The sequence below is a fragment of the Pseudoroseicyclus aestuarii genome, assembly GCF_003217255.1.
Taxonomy (GTDB): domain Bacteria; phylum Pseudomonadota; class Alphaproteobacteria; order Rhodobacterales; family Rhodobacteraceae; genus Pseudoroseicyclus; species Pseudoroseicyclus aestuarii.
In genome coordinates this window covers 509,662-527,177 of sequence record NZ_QJTE01000003.1, presented here as the reverse complement: position 1 = coordinate 527,177, position 17,516 = coordinate 509,662, and the positions used below count along the sequence as shown (strand labels likewise).

At 67.5% G+C, this 17,516-nt stretch carries 19 protein-coding genes; 1 reads left to right on the top strand and 18 read right to left on the bottom strand.

Features of this window, described 5'->3' with window-relative positions; genetic code table 11:
• The 18 genes from DFP88_RS11845 to DFP88_RS11760 all read right to left on the bottom strand — a co-directional run bounded on the left by DFP88_RS11845 (nucleotide 1) and on the right by DFP88_RS11760 (nucleotide 16,541).
• Nucleotides 1-1,542: an NADH-quinone oxidoreductase subunit M gene (locus DFP88_RS11845; RefSeq protein ID WP_110814746.1), complete on the bottom strand. Its 1,542-nt coding sequence runs from the start codon at nucleotides 1,540-1,542 to the stop codon at nucleotides 1-3.
• On the bottom strand, nucleotides 1,542-3,665 hold the full coding sequence (nuoL, locus tag DFP88_RS11840; protein WP_110814745.1) for an NADH-quinone oxidoreductase subunit L: 2,124 nt from the start codon (nucleotides 3,663-3,665) through the stop codon (nucleotides 1,542-1,544). Before nuoL ends, DFP88_RS11845 begins: the two co-directional genes overlap by 1 nt.
• A gap of 4 nt (nucleotides 3,666-3,669) precedes the next feature.
• On the bottom strand, nucleotides 3,670-4,005 hold the full coding sequence (gene nuoK / locus DFP88_RS11835) for an NADH-quinone oxidoreductase subunit NuoK (protein ID WP_110814743.1): 336 nt from the start codon (nucleotides 4,003-4,005) through the stop codon (nucleotides 3,670-3,672).
• A 52-nt stretch (nucleotides 4,006-4,057) separates the two neighbouring features.
• On the bottom strand, nucleotides 4,058-4,666 hold the full coding sequence (locus DFP88_RS11830) for an NADH-quinone oxidoreductase subunit J (protein WP_110814741.1): 609 nt from the start codon (nucleotides 4,664-4,666) through the stop codon (nucleotides 4,058-4,060).
• Between the two features lie 57 nt (nucleotides 4,667-4,723).
• A complete protein-coding gene (nuoI, locus tag DFP88_RS11825) occupies nucleotides 4,724-5,224 on the bottom strand; it encodes an NADH-quinone oxidoreductase subunit NuoI (protein WP_110814740.1) in 501 nt (166 codons plus the stop codon).
• 34 nt (nucleotides 5,225-5,258) lie between these two features.
• Nucleotides 5,259-6,392, bottom strand: a complete 1,134-nt coding sequence (gene nuoH, locus DFP88_RS11820; protein ID WP_110814738.1) for an NADH-quinone oxidoreductase subunit NuoH — start codon at nucleotides 6,390-6,392, stop codon at nucleotides 5,259-5,261.
• Nucleotides 6,393-6,399: 7 nt separating this feature from the next.
• Nucleotides 6,400-6,801, bottom strand: a complete 402-nt coding sequence (locus DFP88_RS11815) for a hypothetical protein (protein ID WP_110814736.1) — start codon at nucleotides 6,799-6,801, stop codon at nucleotides 6,400-6,402.
• A 3-nt stretch (nucleotides 6,802-6,804) separates the two neighbouring features.
• The gene (nuoG, locus tag DFP88_RS11810) at nucleotides 6,805-8,823 is read right to left on the bottom strand and encodes an NADH-quinone oxidoreductase subunit NuoG (protein ID WP_110814734.1); all 2,019 of its coding nucleotides are present in this window, start codon (nucleotides 8,821-8,823) and stop codon (nucleotides 6,805-6,807) included.
• A gap of 184 nt (nucleotides 8,824-9,007) precedes the next feature.
• Entirely contained in the window at nucleotides 9,008-9,418 is a 411-nt protein-coding gene (locus DFP88_RS11805) for a DUF5333 domain-containing protein (RefSeq protein ID WP_110814732.1), read from the bottom strand.
• Nucleotides 9,419-9,757: 339 nt separating this feature from the next.
• Complete coding sequence (gene nuoF, locus DFP88_RS11800) at nucleotides 9,758-11,047, bottom strand: NADH-quinone oxidoreductase subunit NuoF (protein ID WP_110814730.1); 1,290 nt, start codon at nucleotides 11,045-11,047, stop codon at nucleotides 9,758-9,760.
• 6 nt (nucleotides 11,048-11,053) lie between these two features.
• A complete protein-coding gene (locus tag DFP88_RS11795) occupies nucleotides 11,054-11,284 on the bottom strand; it encodes a DUF5337 domain-containing protein (protein ID WP_110814728.1) in 231 nt (76 codons plus the stop codon).
• A gap of 6 nt (nucleotides 11,285-11,290) precedes the next feature.
• Nucleotides 11,291-12,529 (bottom strand): NADH-quinone oxidoreductase subunit E, encoded by a 1,239-nt coding sequence (locus tag DFP88_RS11790; RefSeq protein ID WP_110814726.1) that lies wholly within the window; start codon nucleotides 12,527-12,529, stop codon nucleotides 11,291-11,293.
• 67 nt (nucleotides 12,530-12,596) lie between these two features.
• Nucleotides 12,597-12,950 carry a hypothetical protein gene (locus tag DFP88_RS11785; protein WP_146227482.1) on the bottom strand — a complete coding sequence of 118 codons (354 nt, stop codon included), beginning with the start codon at nucleotides 12,948-12,950 and terminating at the stop codon, nucleotides 12,597-12,599.
• Between the two features lie 14 nt (nucleotides 12,951-12,964).
• A complete protein-coding gene (locus DFP88_RS11780; RefSeq protein WP_110814723.1) occupies nucleotides 12,965-13,639 on the bottom strand; it encodes a hypothetical protein in 675 nt (224 codons plus the stop codon).
• On the bottom strand, nucleotides 13,636-14,877 hold the full coding sequence (locus DFP88_RS11775; RefSeq protein ID WP_110814721.1) for an NADH-quinone oxidoreductase subunit D: 1,242 nt from the start codon (nucleotides 14,875-14,877) through the stop codon (nucleotides 13,636-13,638). Before DFP88_RS11775 ends, DFP88_RS11780 begins: the two co-directional genes overlap by 4 nt.
• Nucleotides 14,878-14,931: 54 nt before the next feature.
• On the bottom strand, nucleotides 14,932-15,585 hold the full coding sequence (locus DFP88_RS11770; protein WP_110814719.1) for an NADH-quinone oxidoreductase subunit C: 654 nt from the start codon (nucleotides 15,583-15,585) through the stop codon (nucleotides 14,932-14,934).
• A gap of 3 nt (nucleotides 15,586-15,588) precedes the next feature.
• Nucleotides 15,589-16,185, bottom strand: coding sequence for a NuoB/complex I 20 kDa subunit family protein (locus DFP88_RS11765; protein WP_110814717.1), 597 nt, complete (start codon nucleotides 16,183-16,185; stop codon nucleotides 15,589-15,591).
• Complete coding sequence (locus DFP88_RS11760; RefSeq protein WP_110814715.1) at nucleotides 16,176-16,541, bottom strand: NADH-quinone oxidoreductase subunit A; 366 nt, start codon at nucleotides 16,539-16,541, stop codon at nucleotides 16,176-16,178. The genes DFP88_RS11765 and DFP88_RS11760 overlap by 10 nt, the downstream gene beginning before the upstream one ends.
• A 164-nt stretch (nucleotides 16,542-16,705) precedes the next feature.
• Between DFP88_RS11760 and truA the strand changes: the two genes are divergently transcribed.
• Nucleotides 16,706-17,488, top strand: coding sequence for a tRNA pseudouridine(38-40) synthase TruA (truA, locus tag DFP88_RS11755; RefSeq protein ID WP_110814713.1), 783 nt, complete (start codon nucleotides 16,706-16,708; stop codon nucleotides 17,486-17,488).
• The last annotated feature ends 28 nt before the right edge of the window (nucleotides 17,489-17,516 follow it).

Genomic DNA, 17,516 nt, shown 5'->3' with positions numbered 1-17,516 from the left:
TCAGTTCTCTGCCATCTGTGTCGTCGCGGTGTAATCGGCGTTCGCCGTCTCGACCCGCTCCACCAGCTGCGCGGCGGCGGGGCCGGTCACGTCGGTGACGAGGCTGGGATAGAAGCCCAGCAGCAGCGTCATCACCGCCAGCGGGGCGAAGATCCATTTCTCGCGCGGGGTCAGGTCGGTGATCGTCTTCAGGCTTTCCTTGATCAGGTCGCCTAGCACGATCCGGCGGTAGAGCCACAGCGCGTAGCCCGCCGAGAGGATCATGCCGATGGCGGCGACGAAGGCGATCCAGGTGTTCGCCTGGAACATCCCCATCAGCGTCAGGAATTCACCGACGAAGCCCGAGGTGCCGGGCAGGCCGATGTTGCCCAGCGTGAAGAGCATGAAGACCGTCGCATAGGCCGGCATCCGGTTCGCGAGCCCGCCGTAGGCGGCGATGTCGCGGGTATGGATGCGGTCGTAGACCACGCCGACGCAAAGGAACAACGCGCCCGAGATGAAGCCGTGGCTGATCATCTGGAAGATGCCGCCATCGAGGCCCTGCTGGTTCAGCGAGAAGATGCCCGCCGTCACGAAGCCCATGTGCGCGACAGAGCTATAGGCGATCAGCTTCTTCATGTCCTCCTGCACCAGCGCCACGAGCGAGGTGTAGACGACCGCGATCGCCGAGAGCCAGAGGATCAGCTCGCCCCAAAGCTCTGAGGCGACGGGGAACATCGGCAGCGAGAACCGCAGGAAGCCGTAGCCGCCCATCTTCAGAAGGATCGCAGCCAGCACGACAGACCCGGCCGTCGGCGCCTGCACGTGGGCATCGGGCAGCCAGGTGTGCACCGGCCACATCGGCATCTTGACCGCGAAGCTGGCGAGGAAGGCGAACCACATCAGCGTCTGCGCGCCGCCGACGATCGACAGGCCCCAGACCGACATGGTCTGGCTGGGGAAGTCGAAGGCCATCAGCGTCGGGATGTCGGTGGTGCCCGCCTGCGCGAACATCGCCATCATCGCCACCAGCATCAGCACCGAGCCGAGGAAGGTGTAGAGGAAGAACTTGAAGGCCGCGTAGATCCGGTTCGCGCCGCCCCAGATCCCGATGATCAGGAACATCGGGATCAGCGAGGCTTCGAAGAACAGGTAGAACAGCACTAGGTCCAGGCTGACAAAAACGCCGATCATCAGCGTCTCGAGCACCAGGAAGGCGATCATGTATTCCTTGACCCGCGTGGTCACGTCCCAGGTCGAGGCGATGACGAGCGGCATCAGGAAGGTCGTGAGCAGCACGAAGAGCACCGAGATGCCGTCGACGCCCATCTTGTAGGTCAGGCCCAGCAGCCACTGCCGCTCTTCCACAAACTGGAAGCCCGGGTTCGAGCTGTCGAAGCCGAAGAGGATGAAAAGCGACACCACGAAGGTGAAGGCGGTGGTCGCCAGCGCGACCCACTTGGCATTGCGCTGCGCCGCGACGTCATCGCCGCGCAGGAACAGCGCAAGGATCACCGCGCCCAGAAGCGGGATGAAGGTGGTGAGTGACAGCAGGTTACCCATCATTCCGCTCCCGTACCGATCGAGACCCAGGTCAGGATCAGCGCGAGGCCGATCACCATCGTCAGCGCATAGCTGAACACGTAGCCGCTTTGCGCTCGCCCCGCGAGGCGCGTGAACCAGGGCACGATGCCCATCGCGATGCCGTTGATCGACCCGTCGATGGCATTGCCGTCACCGCGCTTCCAGAGGAAGCCGCCTATGCCCTGCGCCGGCCGGACGAAGACCGTGTTGTAGAGCTCGTCGAAGTACCAGCGGTTCATCAGGAAGGTATGCAGCGGGCGCTGGTTGCGCGCGATGGCATCGGCCGTGCCGGGGCGGAAGATATAGACCGCCCAGGCCAGGATCAGGCCCAGCAGCATGGCGACGAAGGGGCTGACCTTGACCCAGGTGGGGGCATGGTGCGCCTCGTCCAGCACGTGGTTCGACGGGGCCATGTAGATCGCCCCCTCGCCCGGAACGGCCAGACGCGTTGCGGCATGGCTTTCCTCGCCGCCCTCGACCAGCGCCTCGCCGGCATGATCGAGGTCGCCCTCGGCCAGCTCATGCGTGGCGGCCACGACACCCTCGCCGTGCTCTTCGCTCGCCTCGGCATGGGCCGAGGGGATGCCGAAGAACTGCTCGACGCGGGCATGGTCACCGAAGAAGGGCGCGTACCACAGCATCCCGGCGAAGATCGCGCCAAGGCTCAGGACGTAAAGCGGGATACGCATCACCAGCGGGCTCTCGTGCGCGTGGTCATGGGCATGATGATCGCCCCGCGCCTCGCCGAAGAAGGTCAGGAAGATCAGCCGCCAGCTGTAGAAGCTGGTGAAGGCCGCCGCGATGACCAGCATCCAGAAGGCATAGGCCCCGGCACCGGCATAGGCGCTTTCGACGATCGCGTCCTTCGACAGGAAGCCGGCAAAGCCGATGTGGGTCAGCGGGATGCCGACGCCGGTGATGGCGAGCGTGCCGATCACCATGGCCCAGAAGGTATGCGGGATCTTCTTCCGCAGCCCGCCGTAGTTCCGCATGTCCTGCTCGTGATGCATCGCGTGGATGACCGAACCGGCGCAGAGGAACAGCAGCGCCTTGAAGAAGGCATGCGTCAGCAGGTGGAACATCGCGGCCGAATAGACGCCCGCGCCGGCGGCGACGAACATGTAGCCCAGCTGCGAGCAGGTCGAATAGGCGATCACGCGCTTGATGTCGGTCTGCACGAGGCCGATCGTCGCGGCGAAGAAGGCCGAGGTGGCGCCGATCACGACGATGATCATCTGCGCATCGGGCGCGAATTCGTAAAGCGGCGACATGCGGCAGACGAGGAAGACACCCGCCGTGACCATGGTAGCGGCGTGGATCAGGGCCGAGACCGGGGTCGGGCCCTCCATCGCGTCGGGCAGCCAGGTGTGCAGAAGGAACTGCGCCGACTTGCCCATCGCGCCGATGAACAGCAGCACGCCGATCACCTCGAGCGCCTGGAAGTTCAGGCCCAGGAATTCCATCCGCTGGCCGGCGAGGCCGGGGATCGCGGCGAAGACGGTGTCGAAGTCGATGCTGTCGGTCAGAAGGAACAGGCCGAAGATGCCGAGGACGAAGCCGAAGTCGCCGACCCGGTTGACGATCATCGCCTTCATCGCCGCCGCGCCCGCGCTGGGTTTGCGGAAGTAGAAGCCGATCAGCAGGTAGGAGGCGACGCCCACGCCTTCCCAGCCGAAGAACATCTGCACGAGGTTGTCTGCGGTGACGAGCGTCAGCATCGCGAAGGTGAAGAACGACAGGTAGGCGAAGAAGCGCGCCTTGTAGTGCTCGCCTTCGCGGAAGTTCTCGTCATGGGCCATGTAGCCGATGGAGTAGAGGTGCACGAGCGCCGAGACGGTGTTGATCACGATCAGCATGATCGAGGTCAGCCGGTCGAGGCGGATCGACCAGTAGGTGTCGAGCGTGCCCGAGCTGATCCAGCGGAAGATCTCGACGTGGCGCGCCTCGTCGGGGGTGTTGAGGAACACGATCCAGGACAGCAGGCAGACGAGCGCCATCAGGCCGGTGGTGATCCACTGCGCGCCCTGCTCGGTCACGATGCGCCAGCCGAAGCCCGCGATGAGGGCGCCGACGAGCGGGGCGAAAAGAATGATCGTCAGCATCGTCTCAGCCCTTCATCACGTTGACGTCTTCGACGTCGATGGTGCCGCGGTTCCGGAAGAAGCAGACGAGGATCGCAAGGCCGATCGCCGCCTCGGCCGCGGCGACCGTCAGCACGAAGAGCGTGAAGACCTGCCCGACGAGATCGCCGAGAAAGCTCGAGAAGGCGACGAAGTTGATGTTCACCGCGAGCAGGATCAGCTCGATCGACATCAGGATGATGATGACGTTCTTGCGGTTCAGGAACAGCCCGAAGATGCCGATGACGAACAGCGTCGCCGCGACGATCAGGTAGCTCTCCAGGCCCACGGGCGCCTGCGCGACCACTGCCACTGGTTCCATCGTTTCGTCCCTCCGGGGCGCGCGCCCCTTTTTCTTGCCTCGAGCGAGGGCCTTACAGGCCCTGCCCCGGTTTCACGTCGCGCATTTCCAGCGCCTTCTTGGGGTCGCGGTACATCTGCTGCAGCACGTTCTGCCGCTTGACGTCCACGCGGTGGCGCAGGGTCAGGACGATCGCGCCGATCATCGCGACCAGCAGGATCAGGCCGGCCAGCTGGAACAGCAGGATGTAGTTGTCGTAGATCAGCAGGCCGAGCGCGGCGGTGTTCTGCACCTCGACCACGGCCGGGGCGGCGAGCCGCTCCTGGTAGCCCTCGGAATAGCCCCAGACGCCGAAGGCGAGGCCCAGCTGCATCAGGATGACCACGCCGATCAGCAGCGCCAGCGGCATGTACTTCGCCATCTCGGCCCGAAGCTCGGCGAAGTCGACGTCCAGCATCATCACGACGAAGAGGAACAGCACCGCAACCGCGCCGACATAGACGATGACCAGCAGCAGGGCGACGAATTCCGCGCCCAGCAGCACGAAGAGGCCCGCAGAGCTGAGGAACGACAGGATCAGCCACAGCACCGAATGCACGGGGTTGCGCGCGATCACCGTGAACAGCCCGCCGGCGACGGTCGCCAGCGCGAAGAGGTAGAAGGTGAAGGTGATGACGCTCATGGGCTCTCGTCCGCTTCCTAGGTTCCGCAGGCGGCGTGCCGCCCGCTCATCGCCGCCTTACCGGTACGGCGCGTCGAGTTCGAGGTTCTTCGCGATCTCGGCCTCCCAGCGGTCGCCGTTGGCGAGCAGCTTGGCCTTGTCGTAGTACAGCTCTTCGCGCGTCTCGGTCGCGAACTCGAAGTTCGGGCCCTCGACGATGGCATCGACCGGGCAGGCTTCCTGGCAGAAGCCGCAGTAGATGCACTTGGTCATGTCGATGTCGTAGCGCGTGGTGCGGCGGCTGCCGTCCTCGCGCGGTTCGGCGTCGATGGTGATCGCCTGCGCGGGGCAGATCGCCTCGCACAGCTTGCAGGCGATGCAGCGTTCCTCGCCCGAGGGGTAGCGGCGCAGCGCATGCTCGCCGCGGAACCGCGGGCTCAGGTGGCCCTTCTCGTGCGGGTAGTTCACCGTGTGCTTCGGCTTGGCCCAGTAGCGGAAGCCAAGGCCGAACCCCTTGATGAAGTCCCACAGCAGGAAATACTTCGCTGCGCGGGTCCAGTCCATTTGCGTGGCGGCCATCACGAGCCCTCCGTCATCGGTTTCGCGGCGCCGCTCACGGCTGCACCACGGGCTCTGCAACCGCATCGATCGGGGCGGCAGAGGCAATCGTCGTCTCCTGCTCGGGCGTCAGCTGCGCCTCGATGACAGGGGCGGTCCGGTCCCAGCGGGCCCAGAAGTGGTCGAGCACCTCGTAGCGGGCGAGGAAGCTGATCAGCACGACCCAGCCGAGCGACAGCGGCAGGAAGACCTTCCAGCCGATCCGCATCAGCTGGTCGTAGCGGTAGCGCGGCACGACCGACTTAGTCATCGCGAAGACGATGAAGACGAGGATGATCTTGAGGATCATCCACAGCGCGCCGTCGGGCAGGCCGGGGATCGGCGACAGCCAGCCGCCCAGGAAGAGCAGCGCGACGAGGGCGCACATCAGCGTCATCGCGACGTATTCGCCGATCATGAACAGCAGGAAGGGCGTCGAGGAGTATTCCACCTGATAGCCGGCAACCAGCTCCGATTCCGCCTCTGGCAGGTCGAAGGGCGGCCGGTTGGTTTCAGCCATGGCCGAGATCAGGAAGAGGAACATCATCGGGAAGTGCGGCAGCCAGTACCAGCCGAGCATGCCGTAGCCGGTATCCTGCGCGTAGACGATCGACGACAGGTTCATCGAGCCGGTGGAGATCACGATGCCGATGATGATCAGGCCCAGCGAAACCTCGTAGGAAATCATCTGCGCAGCCGAGCGCAGGCTGCCGAGGAAGGGATACTTCGAGTTCGAGGCCCAGCCGCCCATGATCACGCCGTAGACCTCGAGGCTCGAGACGGCGAAGATGTAGAGGATGGCGATGTTGATGTTCGACAGCACCCAGCCGTCCGACAGCGGAACCACCGACCAGGCGATGATCGGAAAGACGAAGGCCAGCAGCGGCGCGAGGAAGAAGACCGTGCGGTCGGCGCCGGCCGGCACGATGACCTCCTTCAGCAGGTACTTCGCGAAGTCCGCGAAGCTCTGCATCAGGCCGAAGGGGCCGACGACGTTGGGGCCGCGGCGCAGCTGGACGGCAGCCCAGATCTTGCGGTCGGCGTAAAGCAGGAAGGCCAGCGCCACCAGAAGCGGCACCAGAACCAGAAGGCACTGCCCGATGACCATCAGGAAGATGCCAAGTCCGGTTTCGGTGAAGAAATGCGCCATGATGTCCTCAGACCGTGGGGATGCCGCTCTGGCCGCAGCTTGCGACCGTCACTTCGGCGTCGATGGTACGCAGGCCGCGAGGCAGCGCCGGCGAGATTGTATAGACCGCGTCCGCGTCCCAGCGCCCGCCCTCTTCGGCGACCTGGGTACGGATGTGGCGGGCGAAGCCGTAGCCACGGATCAGCGTGTATTGCGCCGCGGCGCATTCGGCATAGCGGATCACCGCCTCGGGCCCCTCGGCACCGCGCAGCGCGACGTCGAAGGCGACGAGATCGCCGTCCAGCAGGCGCGTCTCGACGCCCTCGTAGGTCACGCCCTCGGCAGCGGCCGAGGCCGCACTCTCACCGCAGCCGGCAAGCCCGAGCATCGGCGCGGTCAGCGCGAGGGTGGCTGATACGGCTGCCCTCATGCCTTATTCCGCGGCCATGGCGGGTTGGTTCAGCGTCGCGGCCTGTGCCGTCAGCTCGCCCATCAGCACGCTGGCGCGGGCGATGGGGTTCGTCAGGTAGTGGCTCTGGACGCCAAGGGGGAAGTCCCCCTGCCCCAGATCGCCGGCCTCGAGCGGCGCGAGCCGGTTTTCCGGCACGGTGTCGATCTGCGAGACCACCGGGTGATCGCTGACCAGCGCCTGGCGCAGTTGCGCCATGCTGTCCCAGGGCAGTTGCTGCCCCAGCTCGGCCGAGAGGGCGCGCAGGATGGCCCAGTTCTCCTTGGCCTCGCCGGGGGCGAAGCCGGCGCGCAGGGCAAGCTGCGGACGGCCTTCGGTGTTCACGAAGAGACCGTTCTCCTCGGTATAGGCGGCACCCGGCAGGATGATGTCGGCGCGGTGGGCACCGCGGTCACCGTGGCTGCCCTGATAGATCACGAACTTGCCCTCGGGCAGGTCGATCTCGTCGGCGCCGAGGTTGTAGATCACCTCCGCGTCCAGCGCCTGGGCGATCCCGCCCTCGGCCACCGCGCCCACGTCGAGCGCGCCGACACGGGAGGCGGCGCCATGCAGCACCAGCACCTTGGATGCGGAGTTCTCGGCCAGCTTCATCACATGGGCCAGCACCGCCGCGCCGTCCTCGCCGGTCAGGGCGGCCTGCCCGACGATCACGAGCGTGCGCTTGGCCTTCGTCTCTTCCGAGACCTCGGTGCCGGAGAGCTTGGCCAGCGCCTCGCGGCCCGGGCCGACATCGGCAAAGTCGTAGGTCGCGCCGCGCGCGCCGCCGACGACGCCGATCTGGGCGCCCTTCAGCCAGGCCTTGCGGATGCGGGCGTTCAGCACCGGCGCCTCGAGCGCGGGCTCGCAGCCGATCAACTGGATCATCTCGGCATCGTCGATATCGGCGATGGTCGCGGTGCCGACATAGGCGCCGCGGTTGCCGGCGGGCAGCTTGGCGCCGTCGGTGCGCGATTCGACCACGCCGCCCAGACCCTCGATCATCCGCTTGAGCGAATAGGTCGCCTCGACGGAGGCAAGGTCACCGACGAGGCCGGAGACGGTCTTGCCCTTCATCGCGGCGGCGGCGGCGGTCAGCGCCTCGGCCCAAGTGGCGGGGCGCAGCTTGCCGTCCTTGCGGACATAGGGCTTGTCGAGGCGCTGGCGCCGCAGGCCGTCCCAGACGAAGCGCGTCTTGTCCGAGATCCATTCCTCGTTCACGCCGTCATGGTTGCGCGGCAGGATGCGCATGACTTCGCGGCCCTTGGTATCGACCCGGATGTTGCTGCCGAGCGCGTCCATCACGTCGATGGTCTCGGTCTTCGTCAGCTCCCAGGGGCGGGCGGTGAAGGCATAGGGCTTCGACACCAGCGCACCGACGGGGCAGAGGTCGATGATGTTGCCCTGCATGTTCGAGGACAGCGTCTGCGCGAGATAGGTGGTGATCTCGGCGTCTTCGCCGCGGCCGGTCTGGCCCATCTCGGAAACGCCCGCGACCTCGGTCGTGAAGCGCACGCAGCGGGTGCAGGAGATGCAGCGCGTCATATGCGTCTCGACCAGCGGGCCGAGGTTCAGGTCCTCGGTGGCGCGCTTGGGCTCGCGGTAACGCGAGAAGTCGACGCCATAGGCCATAGCCTGGTCCTGCAGGTCGCACTCGCCGCCCTGGTCGCAGATCGGGCAATCCAGCGGGTGGTTGATGAGCAGGAACTCCATCACCCCCTCGCGGGCCTTCTTGACCATCGGGGAATTCGTCTTGATCTCGGGCGGCTCGCCGTTCTTGCCGGGACGCATGTCCTTGACCTGCATCGCGCAGGAGGCAGCGGGCTTGGGCGGGCCGCCGACGACCTCGACGAGGCACATACGGCAGTTTCCGGCGATCGAGAGCCGCTCGTGGTAGCAAAAGCGCGGGATTTCCACGCCGACGGCCTCGCAGGCCTGGATCAGCGTCATCGCCTGCGGGACTTCGACTTCCTGGCCGTCGATGATGATCTTGCGCAGATCCGACATGGCTGGGCCCCCTTCTGGTATCGCCGCCCGCCCGCGCCCGGGTCGGCGCTGGGGCGGGAGGAGTGGGGGCCTTCTAGCGCGCTCCGCCGGACGATGCCAGCCGGATCGGCGGGCAAAATCTGCAAATTATCCCCGGTGCAGCGACGTTACGTCGCAGCAGCGTGCCGAAGGTGGCGCTACGGGCCTAGCGCAGCAGGCGGCCGATCTGGCTGCCGCGCGCGATCTCGGCCCGGCCGACGGCGCAGTAGCTCGCCTCGTCGCCCTCGGTTCCGCCGAGGCGGGTGAAGCGCTGGCGGGCCAGTTCCTCGAGCCGGTCCTTCTCGGCGTCGTTGTCGATGAAGGCATCGACCTGCGCCCGGCTGTAGCCCAGATCCAGCGCGTGGTTGCGCAGCCCGTTCAGGAAGAACAGCCCGTCGAAGAGGCGCGCGCTGAGCGTGCCGCAGTTGTCGCCGATCTCGTAGGCGATGGCGGCGTCGATCAGCCCCTCGCGGATGCGATCATTCTCGCGCAGGGCGGGCAGCGCGGCGGTGGCGCCGGCGACGATCGCGAAGCCGAAGATCAGGCCAAGGGTACGGGCGGCTCGGGGGAGCGGCATGGCGGTTCTCCTGTCGGCCGGTCGGTCACTGCTCTGCCGCCGGTCCTGTGATTTGTGCCGTCACTGTGCCGCAGAGAGGTTGCCATTCAATATCACCGCTGCTTGAGCCCGGTTTTCTCGGCGCCGCGTTGCCCAGACGCGCCGGAAACGGGGCCGAAACGCGGCTGCGCCGGTAACATTCGGAAACATGACCCGATCCGGCTTGCTGGGGTGCAGGACATGGGCGCGAATCGCTGCCCGCGATGCAAGAGGCCCCGGCCGCCAGCTCGTGGCGGCCGGGGCCTCCGGCGGGGATATTTTCAAAGAGAAGATTGGGGAAGGGCGCGGCGGCCCCTGCCCCTATTCGGCGGCGATGAAGCTTGCCGGGCGGCTGGACTTGATCCGATCCTCGATCTCGTCGCGGAAGTTGCGGATCAGGCCCTGGATCGGCCAGGCGGCGGCATCGCCCAGGGCGCAGATCGTGTGCCCCTCGACCTGCTTGGTCACGTCGAGCAGCATGTCGATTTCCTCGGGCCGGGCCTCGCCCTTCACCAGACGCTCCATCACCCGCATCATCCAGCCGGTGCCTTCCCGGCAGGGGGTGCACTGGCCGCAGCTTTCGTGCTTGTAGAACTTGGACAGGCGCCAGATCGCTTTGATGATATCGGTCGACTGGTCCATCACGATGACCGCGGCGGTGCCGAGGCCCGAGCGGTTCTCGCGCAGCCAGTCGAAGTCCATGATCGCGTCTTCCATGGTCTCACCGCGCAGGACGGGCACGGACGAGCCGCCGGGAATCACCGCCTTGAGGTTCTTCCAGCCGCCGCGGATGCCGCCGCAATGCTTGTCGATCAGCTCCTTAAAGGAGATCGACATCGCCTCTTCGACGACGCAGGGGCGGTTCACATGGCCCGAAATGGCGAAAAGCTTGGTGCCCGCGTTGTTCTCGCGCCCGAAGCTCGAGAACCAGGAGGCGCCGCGCCGCAGGATGGTCGGCACCACGGCGATCGATTCGACGTTGTTCACGGTGGTCGGGCAGCCGTAGAGGCCGGCGCCGGCCGGGAACGGCGGCTTGAGCCGCGGCATGCCCTTGCGCCCCTCGAGGCTTTCGAGAAGGGCCGTCTCCTCGCCGCAGATATAGGCGCCGGCGCCATGCGTCAGGTAAAGATCGAAGTCCCAGCCAGAGCCGCAGGCATCGCGGCCCAGCAGACCGGCCTCATAGGCCTCGTCGATGGCGGTTTGCAGGGCCTCGCGCTCGCGGATGTATTCGCCGCGGATGTAGATGTAGCAGGCATGGGCCTGCATCGCGAAGCTGGCGATCAGGCAGCCCTCGATCAGCGTATGCGGATCGTGCCGCATGATCTCGCGGTCCTTGCAGGTGCCGGGCTCGGATTCGTCGGCGTTCACCACGAGGTAGGAGGGGCGGCCGTCGCTTTCCTTGGGCATGAAGGACCACTTGAGGCCGGTCGGGAAGCCGGCGCCGCCGCGGCCGCGCAGGCCGGAGGCCTTCATCTCGTCGATGATCCAGTCGCGGCCCTTGCCGAGGATGCCGGCGGTGCCGTCCCAGTGCCCGCGCGACTGCGCGCCCTTCAGCGTGCGGTCATGCATGCCGTAGATGTTGGTGAAGATACGGTCCTGGTCCTTGAGCATCGGCTCTCACCCTTCCTCGTCGCGGCGCTTCCGCGCGCGCCACGCGTCATATGTCATCCACAGCCCCAGGGCAAAGCCCCCCAGCGCCATAAGGTCGAACAGCCCACGGATCCGCTGCGACAGATCCAGCGCCTCTCCCAGCCAGAGGGCCAGAAGCCAAAGCACACCCGTCCCCGCGATCACCAGCGACGAGCGCCGGTCCTGCGCCCAGCGGCGCTTTTTCGGGGGGCGGGCCACGTCGCGTTACTCCGAGGCCAGGGTCTTGGCCTGGCCGACCCAGTCGTCGCGGCGGATGCGTCCGCGCGTCGACAGCTGCTCGTCCATGCGGTCGATCTCGGCATCGTCCCAGGCGGCGATCTGCGCGAAACGGGTCACGCCCAGCTCGTGCAGCCGCTCCTCGGCGCGCGGGCCAAGGCCCGTCAGCCGCTTGAGGTCGTCCTGACCGGCATCGGCGCCGGCCGGGGCGCTGTGGCGTCCGCCGGGCGCCGTGGCACCGGCGCCGCCCGCGGTCTCGGCCGGGGCCTGATCGTTCGGGACCTGCGGCTCGGGCGCGACGTCCTTGCCACCCGCGGGCTCGGGGTGGCCTTCGTGGGCGTTCTCGGGCGCCTCGGCGGGATCATCGGCAGAGACGGGCTTGGCGGCGCTGGTCGCCTCGGCCTCTTCGACGGTGCTGCCGCCCTCGTCCACGGGGGCGCCGGCGCCCGGCTTGGGCTGTGTGTCCTCCTGCGGGGGCTGGGCCTGCGCCGTCTCGGCCTGGCGCTTGCCGGGGTTCTCGGCGGCCATCCAGGGGGCGTTCAGCGCGACCTCGGTGCCGTCGATGCGCTTGATCGTGTCGCCGATCGACACGGCCAGCGCGACGCTGGCATTATGCGCGTCGCGGTCCTCGGCGCCCTCGGTGAGGCTGGTCAGCCCTGCGGCGGGCTCGGCGGCATAGCGGCCGTTCTGCGGGCCGGGCAGCGGCACCTCGCCGGCGCCGAGGCGGTCGATCAGGTCCGACAGGCTCTCGGCGGTCAGGTCCTCGTAGTAGTCCTTGCCGATCTGGGCCATCGGCGCATTGGCGCAGGCGCCAAGGCATTCGACCTCTTCCCAGGAGAAGCGGCCATCCTCGGAGAGCGCATGCGGCTGCGCGGCGATCTTTGTCTTGCAGACCTCCATCAGGTCCTCGGCGCCGCAGATCATGCACGACAGCGTGCCGCAGATCTGAACATGCGCGACCGAGCCGACGGGCTGCAGCTGGAACATGAAGTAGAAGGTCGCGACCTCGAGCGCACGGATATAGGCCATGTCCAGCATCCGGGCCACGGCCTCGATCGCCGGACGGGTCAGCCAACCCTCCTGCTCCTGGGCACGCCAGAGCAGGGGGATGATCGCGCTGGCCTGGCGCCCCTCGGGGTACTTGGCGATCTGCGTCTTCGCCCAGGCCTCGTTGGCGGGGGTGAAGGCGAAGCTTTCGGGTTGCTCGAGGTGCAGCCTACGCAGCATCACGCTCTCCTGTGGTCGTCGTCGTCATCAGTGGTCCGGGAGGAGGGCCCGCCTTCGGGCCCCCGCCTCAGATGCAGGTATCGGTCAGCACGCGGATCTGGCCCTGGCCGGCGATCTCGGCGCGACCGGCAGAGATCAGCTGCGGCGTCACCTCGCGCAGCTCCTGCTGCGTCAGGTTCGCGCGCAGCAGCACCGGCGCGAGGTTGTCCGAGGTCAGCACGCAGCCGTTCGCCTCGATCGAGGTGAGCAGCCGGTCGGCGGGGGCCTGCGGCACCGGGCGCGGCTGCGGCGTCACCGCCTCCGGCGCGGCGGGAGGCATCATCATGCCGCTGCAGCCGCTGACCAGCGCCAGCGCGGCCACCAGGGAGGCACCGCGCAGCATGCCGCCGGTCCGTTGCGTCTTCACGATAGCAGCCGTCATCCTGTTCTCTCCGGTCATGTGCCGCAGCCCTGAAGGGTCGCGGTCGTCGTGTCCATATCTATGTCGAAGCTGCCTGTCAGCGTCTCGAAGGCGGTATCGAGCCGGCGCACCATCGCCGCGGCCAGCGCGCCTTCCGGGCGAGCCTGCGGCTGGTCCATGACGGCCAGCACCTCGGCCATGATGCTTTGCTGCAGGGCCGCGTCGTCGGAATAGTCGAAGCTGCAACCCATCCGCTCGATCGCGCCGCGCAGCAGCACCACGACTTCCTCGTCCGAGAGCGCCTCGAAGGCCTCGGTCGCGGCCTGGTCGGGGGCGCTTTCGGCGAAGGGATCGGGCTGCGGCGGCTCTGCCGGCGCGGCCTCGCCGCTCTCGGGCAGGGCCGCTGGTGCAGCGCCCGTCGCGGCCGCCGGCGAGAGGAAGGGCCGGCAATCGGCCACCGTCATCGCCTGCGGCAGCGCCGCCATGCCGCAAAGGTACTGCTGGCCCTGGCTGTCGACGATCAGCCCGCCATCGGTCGTCACGGCGGTGACGATATAGGGCGCGGCGGAATCGAAGACCGGCACATCCGCCTGCGCGGCAGCCAGCCCGGGAAGCGCGGCGAGGGCGAGGCAGGCGAGCAGGCGCGCGGGCGCCAGCGCCCCCGCCCGGTGCGATGCACCACCCTGCCCCGCCGCGCCGCCCGTGATCACCGATCGACCTCTCCGAAGACGATGTCGAGCGTGCCGACAATGGCCGCCACATCGGCCAGCTGGTGGCCCTTGGCGACGTGGTCCATGGCCTGCAAGTGCGCGTATCCCGGCGCCCGCAGCTTGGCCCGGTAGGGTTTGTTGGTGCCGTCGGCGACCATGTAGACGCCGAACTCGCCCTTGGGCGCCTCGACGGCGGCATAGACCTCGCCCGCGGGGACGTGGAAGCCCTCGGTATAGAGCTTGAAGTGATGGATCAGCGCCTCCATCGAGGTCTTCATCTCGCCCCGGCCCGGAGGCGTGACCTTGCCGCGGGCCAGCACGTCGCCCTGCCCCTCGGGCTGGCGCAGCTTCTCGCAGGCCTGAAGGATGATCTTCGTCGATTCGCGCATCTCGGCCATGCGGCAGAGGTAGCGGTCGAAGCAGTCGCCGTTGGTGCCGACCGGCACCTGGAAGTCGAACTCGTCGTAGCACTCGTAGGGCTGCGCGCGGCGCAGGTCCCAGGCGAGGCCCGAGCCGCGGACCATGACGCCGGAAAAGCCCCAGGCCTGTGCCTCTTCCTGGCTGACGACGGCGATGTCGACGTTGCGCTGCTTGAAGATGCGGCTCTCGCTCAGCAGGCCGTCAAGGTCGTCGATCAGCTGCGGGAAGGTCCGGCACCAGGCCTCGATGTCGTCGATCAGGTCGGGCGGCAGGTCCTGATGGACGCCGCCGGGCCGGAAGTAGGCCGCGTGCAGGCGGGCGCCGGTGGCGCGCTCGCAGAAGACCATCAGCTCCTCGCGGGCGGTAAAGCCCCAGAGCGGCGGCGTCAGCGCGCCGACGTCCATCGCCTGCGTGGTGACGTTCAGCAGGTGGTTCAGGATGCGCCCGACCTCGCAGAACAGCACGCGGATCAGGCTGGCGCGGCGCGGCACCTCGATGTTGCACAGCTTCTCGATGGCCAGGCACCAGGCGTGCTCCTGGTTCATCGGCGCGCAGTAATCCAGACGGTCGAGATAGGGCAGGTTCTGCAGGTAGGTGCGGCTTTCCATCAGCTTCTCGGTGCCGCGGTGCAGCAGGCCGATATGCGGATCGCAGCGTTCCACGATCTCGCCGTCAAGCTCGAGCACGAGGCGCAGCACCCCGTGCGCCGCCGGGTGCTGCGGGCCGAAGTTGATGTTGAAGTTGCGGATCTGCTGCTCGCCGGTCTCGACGTCGTTGAACCGCGAATCGTCGAAGCGTGTGACGTCCTGTCCGTCCATTCCTCAGCCCTCCTTCAGGGGGTGGCCGGCCCGCCTTGGGGCCCGCCGCGCGTCTCAACCGGCCTTGGTGGCCTTGTCGTCTCCGGGCAGCACGTATTCCGCGCCCTCCCAGGGGGACATGAAATCGAACTGGCGGTATTCCTGCACCAGCTTGACCGGCTCGTAGACCACGCGCTTCTCGACCTCGTCGTAGCGGACCTCGGTGTAGCCGGTGGTCGGAAAGTCCTTGCGCAGCGGATGGCCGCGAAAGCCGTAGTCGGTGAGGATCCGGCGCAGGTCCGGGTGGCCCGAGAACAGCAGCCCGAACATGTCGAAGACCTCGCGCTCGTACCAGCCGGCGGCGGGGAAGACCTCGGTCAGCGTCGGGACCATCTCCTGCTCGCCCACGGCGACCTTCACGCGGATGCGCTGGTTCTGCCACATCGACAGGAAATGGTAGACCACGTCAAAACGCTTCTCGCGGCCCGGGTGGTCGACGGCGGTGATGTCGATCAGCGAGGTGAAGCGGCAGGTCGGGTCGGTCTTCAGCATCTCCGCCAGCGAGATCAGCTCGGACAGCGGGGAGGCGACGGTCAGCTCGCCATAGGCGATGGACCAGCCGTCGATCGCGCCGCTGCGCTTCATCTCGATGTGGCTGCCCAGATCGTTCAGCGCCTCGAGAGGCTGCTCGACCGGAAGCTGGGACGGCGTCTTCGTCTCTTCGGCCATGACCTACCTCTTGATGGTGCCGGTGCGGCGGATCTTCCGCTGCAGCTGAAGCATGCCGTAAAGCAGCGCCTCGGCGGTCGGCGGGCAGCCGGGGATGTAGATATCCACCGGCACGATGCGGTCGCAGCCGCGCACCACGGAATAGCTGTAGTGATAGTAGCCGCCGCCATTGGCGCAGCTGCCCATCGAGATGACATAGCGCGGCTCGGGCATCTGGTCGTAGACCTTGCGCAGCGCCGGGGCCATCTTGTTGGTCAGCGTGCCGGCGACGATCATCAGGTCGGACTGGCGCGGGCTGGCGCGCGGCGCCATGCCGAAACGCTCCACGTCGTAGCGCGGCATGGAGACCTGAAGCTGCTCGATCGCGCAGCAGGCCAGACCGAAGGTCATCCAGTGCAGGCTGCCGGTACGGGCCCAGTTGATCACCTGCTCGGTCGAGGTCAGAAGAAAGCCCTTGTCCGTCAGGTGCTGGTTCAGCGCCTTGGTCGCGACTTCCGGATCGGGGCCGGCATCGTAACGGCCGGAGCCGACGTTGCCCTGACCCGCATTGGCGGTCAGGCGGTTGCCCTGATCGACGGTCGTGGTCTCCTTCACTCCCATTCCAGGGCCCCCTTCTTCCATTCGTAGGCAAAGCCGATGGTCAGCACGCCGAGGAACGCCATCATCGACCAGAACGCCACTTCGCTCAGCCCGCCGAAGGCCACCGCCCAGGGAAAGAGGAACGCCACTTCGAGGTCGAAGATGATGAACAGGATCGACACGAGGTAAAACCGGACGTCGAACTTCATCCGCGCATCGTCGAAGGCGTTGAAGCCGCATTCGTAGGCGCTGACCTTCTCGGGGTCGGGATTGCGCACGGCCAGCACGACGGCGGCGAGGATGAGGATCAGGCCGATCGCCGCGGCAAGGCCGAGGAAGACGATGATCGGCAGATATTCCCTGAGGAGAAGTTCCAAGGGGCTGTCCTTTCGCGGATGGCGAGCCTTTGGCGGGTTCAATAGACCCGGCCCGCAACCGGGTCAACCGAAGGCGCCGCCCCGCGCGCCAACGTGACGCAGCGGGCGGCACCCCGGCGCGGCCCCGCGTTGCCATGACCGCCGCCCGGCGCTAGGGGCGGGCCATGCCCCGCTACGCCCTTCGCATCGAATACCACGGCGCCCCCTTCTCGGGCTGGCAGCGCCAGGACGGCCCCGCCACCGTGCAGGGCGCGCTCGAGGCCGCGCTGGCGCGCCTCGACCCCGGCCCGCATGCCGTCGCCGCCGCCGGGCGCACCGATGCCGGCGTGCATGCGCTGGGACAGGTCGCCCAGGCCGAGATGCGCAAGCGCTGGGATCCCTTCCGCCTCGCCGAGGCGCTGAACTTTCACCTCAAGCCCGCGCCCGTCGCGGTGACCGCCTGCGCCGAGGTGCCCGAGGATTGGCATGCCCGCTTCTCGGCGCGCGAGCGGCGCTACATGTTCCGCATCCTCGCCCGCCGGGCGCCGCCCGTCCTCTCGGCGGGGCTGGTCTGGCGCGTGCCCGGCCCGCTCGACGCGGCGGCGATGCAGGCCGGGGCGGACAGGCTGGTCGGGCTGCACGACTTCACCACCTTCCGCTCGACCATGTGCCAGGCGAAAAGCCCGGTGAAATCGCTGGACCTGCTGCGGATCGAGCCGCTCGAGACGCCCGAGGGGCAGGAGATCCGCGTCCATGCCCGGGCCCGCAGCTTCCTGCACAACCAGGTCCGCAGCCTCGTTGGCACGCTCGAACGGGTCGGCAGCGGCGCCTGGAGCCCCGATGACGTCACCGCGGCGCTCGAGGCCCGCGACCGCGCCGCCTGCGGGCCGGTCAGCCCGCCGCAGGGCCTGTGCTTCATGGAGGTGCGCTACGACAGCGACCCCTTCGAGAACGGCTGGCGCGGCTAGGCTGCGTTCTTCCTGCACTGGTTTTGTC